The organism is Streptomyces sp. NPDC021080, assembly GCF_044333225.1.
Lineage (GTDB): Bacteria > Actinomycetota > Actinomycetes > Streptomycetales > Streptomycetaceae > Streptomyces.
Genome location: NZ_JBIRQM010000047.1, coordinates 1 through 10,591 on the forward strand (window position 1 = coordinate 1; position 10,591 = coordinate 10,591).

Sequence of the window (10,591 nt, forward strand, 5' to 3'; positions counted from 1 at the left end):
CGTGACCTCAGGACCTGGCGCTTCGGAATGATCCCATGACCCCTGTCCACGCGTTTCACCTCGGCTGCGCTTGGGGCATGCCTGCGCGAGGCATGACTCTGCAGCCCCCGCACCCACCACAGAACCTGAGCCAGAGCCAAAACTCGTGAACATCACCCGACCGTGGATCGGGGTGCCTCCCAAACCCATGAACAACCGCTGTCGCTCCCCGTGAACAAAGCCACTGCCTCATCGGATCTCAGATCTCCCCTGCGTCCGCACCAGCCAGGGCAGGAACTACATCAGGACGACGGGGACGGCGCCCTCGGCCGTCCAGTCCCCGTCGAACAGCGCGGCGACCAGGCGGGCGTGAGCCTCGGGGAGCTGGCCGACGCGATGCTTGGTGCGGGCCTTGGCCAGCCAGGCGCCGAGCTTGACGGTGTCGCCGTCGACCCGGATGGTCTCGCGGGCTGCGGGAGCGCGGCCTTCGCGGTGGAGGAAGAGTTCCAGGAGCTGGACCGTCTCCTCGAAGGTGCGGCGGGTGCGGCGGGCGGGGGTGAGCGGGTTGGTCTGGGGGGTGAAGCCGAGCGCGGTCATCATCTGCTGCTGGCCGGGGGTGAGGGCGGGCCAGGTGGTGAGCTGACGGTTCAGCCAGGAGCCGATCTTCACCCCGGCCAGACCCGTGTCGCGGGTGAGGGTGGCGGGGTCGGCGCCGGTGGCGAGGTGGGCGCGCAGCAGGTGGTATTTGCGGTGCCAGTCCGCGCCGTGGGGCAGGCGCCAGTCGGGGGCGAGGGTGGTGAGGGCGTCGGCGCGGGCCGCGTCGAGCCGGTCGTGGGCGGCGAGGTGGCGTTGTTCGGCGAGCCAGGCCCCGACGGGGGTGGTAGCGGGGGCGGCGAGGTGCTGGTGGGCGTGCAGGTAGTCGGCGGCTGCGGTCATGCGGGCGCGCCAGGCGGCGTCGTGCTTGTCCCAGATCATGCCGAGCGCGTCGAGTTCGGCGGTCCAGTCGGCTTCGAGGCGGTCGGCTGTCCGGGCGTCGCGCATGGTGGTGATGAAGGTGCCCAGCCGGTAGCCGGTGGGGTCGGTGTAGTCGGCGGGGACGTCGAGGTGGCCCAATTCGTCGCGGTAGGACCGGGCGGCCGCGAGCCCGAGGCGGCGGCTGCGGGAGACGGGCTGGTCGCGGGGGTCGAAGGAGACCAGGTCCATCGCCTGGGCGATGCGCTCGGGGTGGACGGTGAAGTCGAAACTCCAGCGGCGCGCGATGACCTGGCTGGTCTCGCGGGGCAGCCGGTTGGCCTTGTCGGGGAGGCGTTCCATGATGCGGTGGTCGTGGCCGGCCAGCGCGGTGGCGATCGCCCACACCGGCTCGTACGCGGTGCCCAGGATGTCCTGGCTGTCGGCGCCGGGCGGGATGTAGACGGGGACGATCAGGGAAGCGGTCTTGCCGGAGACGTCCAGGCGCAGCGCGCGGCCCAGTGCCTGGGCGCAGCGGACGACGCTGCGGGTGGGGTCGGCGAAGACGATCGCATCGACGCTGGGGATGTCGACGCCCTCGGCGATCAGGCGGGAGTTCGCCAGGATCGCGCAGTCGGCGGCCGCGAAGGCGGTGAAGGTGTCGCCGCGCTCGGCGGGGGTGTTGTCCCCGTGCGCGAAGAACATCTGCGGGGCGATGTCGGGGACCAAGTCGGGGTCGGTTCTGGCCAGCAGGCGCAGGGTGTGCGGGAGTTCGCGGGCGAAGCGGCGGGCGTCGGCGACCAGGTTGAAGTAGACCAGCACCTTCTTCAGGCCGTGCTCGGTCATCGCGCGCAGGACGGACAGGTGCAGGGCGGTGGTGCGCAGCGCACCGTCATCCTCCTCGCCGGAACCGGTGCCGGCGGCGGTGCCCGGGGCCGTGCCCGCGGTGCCCGGGGCGGGCGTGTTCAGGCGGCGGCGCAGGTCGGCATCGGTCAGCGTGGGCACCACGATGCGGTAATCCGCGGCGCGCCCGTCCTCGACCGCCTGCGCGAGCGGATATTCGAAGATTTTTTTGCCGTAGACCTGCTCGTTTTCCATCGAATTGGCGGACACGTCGACATCGGGAGCGGGTGCGGGGGCGCGGCGGCGCGGGCGGCTGGTGTCGGCGGACTCCGCCAGCTCCGGGGCGAGGAAGGTGCGGGGGGTGGCGGTCATGTAGAGGCGGCGGTCCGCGTGGATGCGCTTCGCGTCGTTGACGATGGCCCACTTCTTGTCCGCGCGGCCGGCGATGCGGTGGGCCTCGTCCATGACCGCGAGGTCGAACGCCGGAACCGCGTACCGGGTCTTGCGGGTCTTCTCGATCTTGTCCAGGGAGTCGTAGGTGCAGATCACCGTCAGCGCGGGGATCTGGTCCTCCTCGTCGCCGACCACAAACATCAGCGCGGCCAGGGTGCGCGGGTCGGTGGCCGACATGACGTGAGCAGCAACCAGGTCGTCGCGGCCTGCCACGTCCATCGAGGAGACGATCACCATGTGCTCGAGGTGCCCGTCGCGGCGCCACGCCAGCGCCGTCTGCGCGGCCAGATCGAGGGTGGGCACGACGAACAGGACGAGCCGCGCGTCGAGTTCGTCCGCCAGCCGGATCGACACCAGCGTCTTGCCGGTGCCCGTCGCCGACACGTACAGGGCGCGCGTTCCGGGCCGCCGCAGATGACGCGCCAGCCGCGAGAGGGCCTCGGCCTGGTCGGCGAACAGCCGCTTCTTCTGCGACTGGTCGGAGGCGGAGACGACGGCCACGGTCATGCGGGCTTCCTCAATCCGAGAACAGGGCGACAGCCACAGGGCTACCACGGTCGGGGAGGTCGGCGAGACCCCGTTGAAGCCCCACCAATCGAGCACCCTACCAGCCAACCCATCATTCGTACGCGAAAAGTACGGTATCCGTACGCTCAAAGTACGGTTGATGGGGTAGGGTTGGTACCGGAGGTGTCCCATGTCCGAGCTCTTCAACGCAGTCGACGCGCTGATCGCGTCCCGGTCCCCGCTGCCGCCGCCGGCCGAACGCAGGCGACTGCGCCAAGCGCACGCCCTGACCCTGGACGAGGTGGCCGCGGCCCTCGACGTCCGGCGGGCGACGATCGGCGGCTGGGAGTCGGGCAAGGCCGAACCGAGGCCTCCACAGCGGGAGGCCTACGCGCGCCTGCTCGCACAACTCGCCCTCCTCTACCCGGCCGTGGAGACCGCCGCTCCCGCAGCCCCGCAGCCCGAGGCCGCCGCTCCGGAGGCGTCCGGTGCGGCGGGACCGCGACCCGCGAAGGCGACAGCCACGCCCGCCCCCTCCCCCGCCCCCGTTCCGGCCTCCGAGGCCGGTGCCGCCGCCCGGGCGCCGCATCCGACGCCTGCTGCCGCGCCGTCCCGTCCGTCCTCGCGGCGTCCGGGCGCGCCGAAGGCCGCTGTCCGTACACCCGATGGCGGGCCCGGGCACGGGCATGGTCCGCTGCTCGTTCTGGACGCCGATACTGACGGGCAGGTGACCGGTTACGGCGTAGGCGGTCTGCTCCTGGACGTGCCCGCCAAGTCGCTGCCCGCTCTGGTCGAGTGGGCACTGAGCGAGGCGCAGTTGGGGGCGGAGCGGCTGCACGGTTCGGGCAGGGACGCCGATCCACTGCTGGTCCTCACGCCCTCGGCGTGTGAGCGCTATGGTCTGCCTGCTCAGCTGCCGGAGGAGGCCAGGCTCGCCGGGCGGCTTCCGGAGGGCCACAAGGTGCTGGGCCGGCTCGAGCGTGCCGAGTGGCAGCTCACCAGGCGGGGATTCGGGCCGTGGGCGCGGATCTACCGTCCCGCGCAGGGGGGCCGCCGCAGTTGCGTGCAGCTGTGCATCCCCTCCTGGCACGCCCTGGACGACCGCGCCTGGGGCCACGCCGCGCAGCTTCCTCCGGCGGAACTCGCCCGGGTGCTGGGCGTGTACGCGCAGCGGGTCGTGACGCCGGTGGGAACCACCGCGGTGACGGGGCTTCACCTGATGACAGCGCTCAACCCGCCGACCCGTGCGAGCGAGCCCGACGCGGACGGCAAGCGGCACCGCGAGCTGCGGCCCGGATCGCTGGGAACCGAAGCTTTGGATCCGGCGCCGTGCGAGGCGACCGACGGACACCCCGTCCTGGCCCACCTGCCCCGCTTCCACGTGCGCGGGCCCGAGGAGAAGCTGATGGAGGAGGCCTACGACTGGGCGCGGGAGATGACGGACGCCGAGTGCATGCAGCACCACCTGGTCGGCATCGACGTGAACCTGGCGTTCGGCGCGGCCGCCAACGGCGCGGTCGTCGGCCTGTCCACTCCCCCGATGCACGTCGTGCGTCCGGCGTTCGATGCGGCGGTGCCCGGCTCCTGGCTGGTCGACCTCTCCCACGTCGACCCGTCCCGGGTGAAGATCGGCAAGCAGTGGCGCGACCTCGACGGCGACCTGCTGCCCAGCGCGTTCACGCCGACCGGGGAACGCCCCACCGGTCCGGCCTGGTACGCCACCCCGACCGTCGCTTACGCCGTCGAGCTGGGCTATGACGTCGCCCCGCTCGAGGGCTGGCTGCGCCCGGACAGCAGCCGGTACCTGGACGGCTGGTACAAGCGGCTGCGCGACGCCTACGTCGCCACCATGGCCGATCTGGGCGTGGGCGAGAAACTGGGCCCGCAGGAGTTCCTCGATGCGATGGACGGCTACAAGCAGCGCGATCCGGAACTGGCCCTGGTGCTGGACGCGGTGAAGATGACCGTCAAGGGCGGCATCGGCAAGCTCCAGGAGAAGGCGCGCGGCGGAGGCTGGAAGCCGGGCAACGCCTGGCCCGCGCTCGCCCGCCCGACCTGGCGCCCCGACATCCGCGCCGCCGTCATCTCCCGCGCCCGCATCAACATGCACCGCAAGATGCTCAACCTCGCCGCGGCCACCGGCCACTACCCCATCGCGGTCCTGTCCGACTGCGCCGTGTACGCCGCCGACGGACCCAGCCCGCTGGACGTCCTGCCCTACGGCGCCGACGGCAAGACCGTCGCGGGCAGCTTCCGGCTCGGGGTGTCCCCGGGGATGGTCAAGCACGAGGGCACCCAGAGCGTGCTGTGGGGGGCGGAGAAGTCCGAGGAACTCGGCGGCGACGGCCACGTCGCCAACCTCGCCCGCTACATCAAGACCGGCCGGGCCGACGGCCCGGACACCGGGAAATAGAGGGGGACAGCATGGTCACCGTCGCGGAAGAACTCGACAAGGCTGTGCAGGGCGCGTTCACACGCCCACTGCCCAAGTCCGCCGGAGCGCAGATGCGTTACCTGGTCCGACAGCACCAGCACAGCACCCGGCAGGTGGCCGAACTCCTCGGCATCAGCCAGCGCACCGTGGAGCGGTACGTGAACAACCAGATCAAAAAGCCGCGCCCGCAGCTCGCCGACCGGCTGGGGGCCGAGGTCCTCGCCCGCTGGCAGCCGCAGGTCAGGGCCCGGGCCAAACAGGCCGCGGCCACCACGAGCGGCATCATGATCGACGTCCAGGGCCGGTTCGGCTACACCGCCGCCGGCGGCAGCACCGACCAGTCCCGCGTCCGCCACCTCACCCTCCCCCTCCCTCCCCACCACGCCGCCCGCCTCCTCCAGGCCCAGCAGGACGGCACCGACGAGGACGAACTGCGCCAGATCGCCGCCGAAGCCCTCGGCGAGGTCTACTTCCGCGACAACGGCCGCCGCGCCCACGGCCTCGAAGTCGAGCTCAAAAACCTGGTCGACCTCCGGTTCGAGCTGTAGGCAGGACATCTCTGGCTGCCCGACTGCTGCGCGAGGCAGACGCCAGGCGTTGCCGGGCTGAACCTTCGCGACACTGATCATCCCCATAAGAGACACAGGCTCTGACCTGCGGAAAACCGCGATCCCGTGAAGCGGGAGGGTTCACCAGAACTTCACGGCTGGGGGCGTGTGTCTTCGCGAGTTCGTCTCGCTTCCGTGTCCTTTTCTGAGATATCGGTGGCAGTTGGTGAACATGCGTGGCGGAGCTGTGCCGGCCCCGGAGCGGGATCTTGGTGACGGTGATCGCGAGATTGGCTGGGCACAGCTATCTGCCACCATGCGGTCATGGGAACAGATCGTCGCTGGGGATGGGCATTTGGGTTCGGCTGTGTGGTCTTGCTCCTGCTGGCGGTTGGACTGGCGTGGCGAGGGCTCCCGGTCACGTCCGTGGGTCAAGTCGACCCGTTAAGCTCCGTCCTCGCATTCCTCGCGCTGGCGCTTGCCCTGTGGAGCGGGAACCAGTCTTTGCAGGCGTTCCGATGGCAGTTGACCGATCCGCTCTACTGGGCTCCGCGCTTGGCGGACAGGGTCGCCAACGTGGAAGAGCGCGAACTGGACCGGCTTGTCGGCCGAGCGGGGATAACCATCGACATCGAATTCGTCCTGCGGCACGCCCTTGGAACTGACGCCGCAGCTTTGCCCACGGGGACGCTGCACGACGTGGTGTCCTACTACCGCGCCCTCCGGTCGCGACGTCTGTTGATCACAGGAGCGCCAGGGGCAGGCAAAACCGTCTTGGCGGTGGCGCTCATGATGGGGCTGCTGGCTGATCGCCAGGACAAGGAGCCAATTCCCGTACGATTGTCTGCCGCTTCATGGGATAGTCGGCAGCCGATTGAGGACTGGCTGATCGAGCATCTAACTCAGACATACCGGCTACGTCGGCAGACAGCGGCCGCGCTGACCAAGGCGCGGCTGATATTGCCGGTGCTGGACGGCCTGGACGAGATGGATAGCGATCCGTCTCTCGGCAGTGAGGCCCGAGCGGTCAGGGTACTCAAGGCTCTAAACGCCTTCCAGCACGGCCAGGGCAGACCAGGGTTGGTGGTGACCTGTCGCATTGAGCAGTACAGGTCGTTGGAGGCTGCGGCAGTGGCGTTGGCGGACGCTACGTGCGTGGAGATTCAGGCCGTCGCCACAGACAAGGCGCTGACGTTTGTGGAATCGCAGATTGGAAGCCACGGCATGGCGCGCTGGCAACATGTCCTTGACGCGATCGACTTTCATCCGAATGGGACGTTGGCGCGCAGCCTTGCCACTCCTTGGCGGCTGGCTTTGGCTGTGACCGTCTATCAGGAGTACGGCCGCCGGACGTACCTCCGCGACCCGTCCGATCTGCTGCGTCCGGACCTGGACGACGAGGACAAGATCCGAGACCACCTGCTCAGCCTCTTCATCCCGGCCGCCGTCAAGGCCGACCGAGAAAGCCGGAAGACCGCCTATACACCGCAGCGGGTCCACATGTGGCTCGCGACGCTCGCCGCCTACCTGGAAAGCAACGAGGCGACCCCCCGTTCCGTCGGAGGGCGCCGCCTGTCAAGCACCGACATCGTCCTGCACGAGTTGTGGCCTCTCGCAGGTCGCCGTCCGCGTTTTGTGACTTTCGCGGCCGTCGCTGTCTTCTGGCTGGTCGGTGGCTCGATCATGGCAATCAACAGGCCTGATCAGTCGTCCTGGCAGTATCTGAGTGCTGTGTCCGCCGCCGCAGCGTCAGCCGTAGCCATGTTGAGCGTGAATTGGGCACGGACATGGCCGAAGCCGACCCGCATCGACCTGTCCCAAGGGGGACGTCGGTGGTTCTGGTCATGGCTCGTGGTGTGTGGGCTGGCCGCAATAGCCGTCCTCACTTGGGTGATTGGATCGATCATCCTGGTGGTGGCATGCGGGGTCCTGGGCGTGATTTGCACTGCCCTACCCGTACTCTTCCGCTCGATCATGGCGGAGGACGTCGAATACGCCACTGACCCACGTGAGCTGATCACGGGCAATCTCTGGCTTGGGTTCGCAGCGGCGCTCACGATGAGCTGCACAGTCGGACTGATCACGAGGACTGCGCTGGCACCCGGATTCGTACTCGCATGCGCTTTGGTCATGGGAACGGGGTTCGGAGTCACAGCGGGGCTCCCTGCAGTGAGGTACGTCGCTCTGCTTATGTGCACCCGAGGACGTTTGCCAACCGGACTCGGTCGATTCCTGATGTGGTGTCATCAGGCTGGCCTGGTCAGGGTAGCCGGTGTTGCTTACCAGTTCCGGCACCGCGAGCTCCAGGAATTTCTTGCGCGTACACCTGAGCCCCTTTCATGACCGCGACATCAGGGTTCGAGGGGACCTCGAATGCTCCGTCGAGCATCCTTGGCGGGCGGGCCGATCTCCCGGAGCCGCTCTACGCGCCGGTGCCGGTGACGCTGCTGGGCGAGCGCGTGCAGATCGACTCCACTGGCCTGGATGTCCTCTCGCGCGGGGACGACGGACAACTCAGACATGCAGCACCCACTTTGGAAACCGTACAGTCTGCGTACATTTACCGTACGAATTGCGCACGAAGTGCGTACGGGAGGAAGACAGGGTCACCGTCGGGTGAACGCGACGCATGATGCTCGGCATTCTTTCCCATGCGGCCGAGCGCCGATGCGCGGCAGCGCAGGCGCCAGTGTCGGTGCCGCAGGCCCGGGTCTCGCCCACGCCCCATTCGATCGGGGCTAGTCCCCGTGCCCGAGCCTGATCTACGCGGCCACCCCCGCTGTTCGACGCGGGCGCGGGTTGCTGGCGAAGCCACGCCGACCCTGCTGCCCGGGGCGGCACGCGCGACGGGTGCCTCAGCGCTGGAAGACCGCTGTCGCCACAGGCACCGCCAGCAGCAGGCTGAGCCCGATCAGGGGCAGCCGGTCCAACCACAGGACGGCGGCGAACTCACGCAGGGTCGCGGAGAGCCAGTACGCGGGAGAGGTCGGCGCCCCCACGACGTGGACAAGGACGCCGGCCCGACGGGCCAGCAGGGCCGTGCGGTAGACGTGGAAGCCGCTGGTGACCACCGTGGCACGGTGCCCGGAAGCGGTACGGTCCATGAGAGCCGCGCTGAAGCGGAGGTTCTGCCCGGTGTTCACGGAGCGGTCCTCCCGCACGATCCGGTCGGCAGCCACCCCGCGTGCGCGCAGGTAGTCGGCCATCGCGTCCGCCTCGGAGCGCACCTCGTCGCCGCCCTGGCCGCCCGAGACGACGAACACCACACCGTCTGCATCCGGTGCGCCGGCGCCGTCGACCGCGAGGGCCCGCTCCAGCCTGCGGCGCAGCAGCGGACCGGGCCGGTCGCCATTGAGCCCGGCGCCCAGGACGACGACATGGGTGGTCCCCGGCGGCGGGGTGCTGCGGCCCCGGACAAACACGTAGACGGTGAAGACGAAGAAGAGCAGGCTGAGGTATCCGGCAGCCGCGTTCACTGCCACCATGAGGGCACCCGCCACCTCGCCCCCGGCAGTCTGGACGACCGCGTCGAGGCCGAGCACCGCCAGCAGTGCGCAGCCGGCGGCGCCGGTGGCCAGCAGGGACGCCTGCGGTCCGTAGCGCCGGACCAGGACGATGCCGTCGACCAGCAGGAGCAGGCCCAGCGCGAGGGTCATGAGCAGGGCGGCAACGGCGAGCACGGTCACGACGGTGGGGTGAGTCTCTGCACTGCGGGCGGCCTCGCCGAGCCCGGCCGACGTCACCGCGAGGCAGAACAGGACAGCGGTGGAGAACCGGTGCGGCGCCAGCACGGCATGGACGACGCCGCCCACGGCGAACACCGCCGCGGCAACGTACTCCGGGTACTCCGGCACGTCCCCCACCACTCCGCTCTCCCGCCCGCCGGGCCCGACCCCGTCCGCCCGTCGCCGCCTGCGCATTTCCGGCCCCGCGCAGCGCTGCGGGGCCCGGTGCGGACGCCGCTGGACATCCTCGCAGACCCGTCGGGGCGCGCCGTACGCGGGCGGGCGCCGACGCGATCAGCCGGGACCGGCGTACGCCCGTCACCCAGGTCAGATGCACCAGGAGCGCAGGACCAGGCAGCAACGGGCCTCGGTCGTCGTCCGCTACTTCAAGGCCCGGTCGACATCGGCGATGTACTTCGAGCAGTAGACGGGGGGAGCCTCGATGACCCGGGTCTGATGCAGGTTCGGGTGACAGGTTGACCTGCCCCACCTCTCAGGTTCCAGTTCTGGTGGCTAACTGACAGCCCTTCACGGAAGGCTGGCAGTCATGCCTCGTCCCTATCCTCCGGAGTTCCGGGCGCGTGCCATCGCGCTGGTCCGTGCCGGCAAGCAGGCCAAACAGACCGCGGTGGAGCTCGGCATCCATCCCGTCACGTTGTCGAAGTGGTTGCGGCAGGACGACATCGACAACGGGCGGCGACCGGGAACGCCGTCGAGCGAGTCCGCTGAGCTGCGGGCCGCTCGCCGGCGGATCCGTGAGCTGGAGACCGAGCTGGGGATCGTCCGGCAGGCGGCGAAGTTCCTTGACGAGGACAGGCCGGCCCCAAAAGGCTCTACCCGGTGATCGACCGACTCGTCGATGCCGGGGCACCGGTCGACAGGTGCTGCCGGATCCTTGGCGTCACCCGGCAGAACTACTACAAGCACAAGCGCACACCGACCACACCACGACAGTTACGGCGGGACTGGCTGACCGGGCTGATCCGGGAGATCCACGTCGCCTCCCGCGGCACCTACGGCTACCGCCGCATCCACGCCGAGCTCACCCTGGGCATAGGCATCCAGGTCTGCTCCAGGACCGTGTCGGTGCTGATGGCACAGGCCGGGATCCACGGACTGCCCGGACCGGTGCGCATCAAGCGCCTGCGGGG

Annotated in this window: 6 protein-coding genes and 1 pseudogene; 4 read left to right on the forward strand and 3 right to left on the reverse strand. The window is 69.6% G+C overall.

Features of this window, described 5'->3' with window-relative positions:
- Positions 1–276 precede the first annotated feature (276 nt).
- On the reverse strand, positions 277–2,733 hold the full coding sequence (locus ACH4S8_RS44820; protein ID WP_398405087.1) for a Helicase associated domain protein: 2,457 nt from the start codon (positions 2,731–2,733) through the stop codon (positions 277–279).
- A gap of 190 nt (positions 2,734–2,923) precedes the next feature.
- Here ACH4S8_RS44820 and tap point away from each other — a divergent pair, with 190 nt between their 5' ends.
- The 3 genes from tap to ACH4S8_RS44835 all read left to right on the forward strand — a co-directional run bounded on the left by tap (position 2,924) and on the right by ACH4S8_RS44835 (position 8,058).
- Positions 2,924–5,146 (forward strand): telomere-associated protein Tap, encoded by a 2,223-nt coding sequence (gene tap, locus ACH4S8_RS44825; protein WP_398405090.1) that lies wholly within the window; start codon positions 2,924–2,926, stop codon positions 5,144–5,146.
- Between the two features lie 11 nt (positions 5,147–5,157).
- The gene (gene tpg, locus ACH4S8_RS44830; protein ID WP_398405092.1) at positions 5,158–5,715 is read left to right on the forward strand and encodes a telomere-protecting terminal protein Tpg; all 558 of its coding nucleotides are present in this window, start codon (positions 5,158–5,160) and stop codon (positions 5,713–5,715) included.
- A gap of 324 nt (positions 5,716–6,039) precedes the next feature.
- A complete protein-coding gene (locus ACH4S8_RS44835; protein WP_398405094.1) occupies positions 6,040–8,058 on the forward strand; it encodes an NACHT domain-containing protein in 2,019 nt (672 codons plus the stop codon).
- An 8-nt stretch (positions 8,059–8,066) separates the two neighbouring features.
- On the opposite strand, the gene ACH4S8_RS44840 is transcribed toward ACH4S8_RS44835, so the two are convergent.
- Together ACH4S8_RS44840 and ACH4S8_RS44845 are read right to left on the reverse strand one after the other, a co-directional pair.
- Positions 8,067–8,237, reverse strand: coding sequence for a hypothetical protein (locus ACH4S8_RS44840; protein ID WP_398405096.1), 171 nt, complete (start codon positions 8,235–8,237; stop codon positions 8,067–8,069).
- Positions 8,238–8,570: 333 nt separating this feature from the next.
- Positions 8,571–9,569 (reverse strand): YdcF family protein, encoded by a 999-nt coding sequence (locus tag ACH4S8_RS44845; RefSeq protein WP_398405098.1) that lies wholly within the window; start codon positions 9,567–9,569, stop codon positions 8,571–8,573.
- A 418-nt stretch (positions 9,570–9,987) separates the two neighbouring features.
- Between ACH4S8_RS44845 and ACH4S8_RS44850 the strand changes: the two are divergent.
- Positions 9,988–10,591, forward strand: a pseudogene (locus tag ACH4S8_RS44850) (transposase); the annotation flags it as partial.

Excerpts from the sequence above, each read along its gene's own strand:
- tpg (WP_398405092.1), top strand. The coding sequence starts at position 5,158 with ATGGTCACCGTCGCGGAAGAACTCGACAAGGCTGTGCAGGGCGCGTTC.
- ACH4S8_RS44840 (WP_398405096.1), bottom strand. The coding sequence starts at position 8,237 with ATGTCTGAGTTGTCCGTCGTCCCCGCGCGAGAGGACATCCAGGCCAGT.
- ACH4S8_RS44835 (WP_398405094.1), top strand. The coding sequence starts at position 6,040 with ATGGGAACAGATCGTCGCTGGGGATGGGCATTTGGGTTCGGCTGTGTG.
- tap (WP_398405090.1), top strand. The coding sequence starts at position 2,924 with ATGTCCGAGCTCTTCAACGCAGTCGACGCGCTGATCGCGTCCCGGTCC.
- ACH4S8_RS44820 (WP_398405087.1), bottom strand. The coding sequence starts at position 2,733 with ATGACCGTGGCCGTCGTCTCCGCCTCCGACCAGTCGCAGAAGAAGCGG.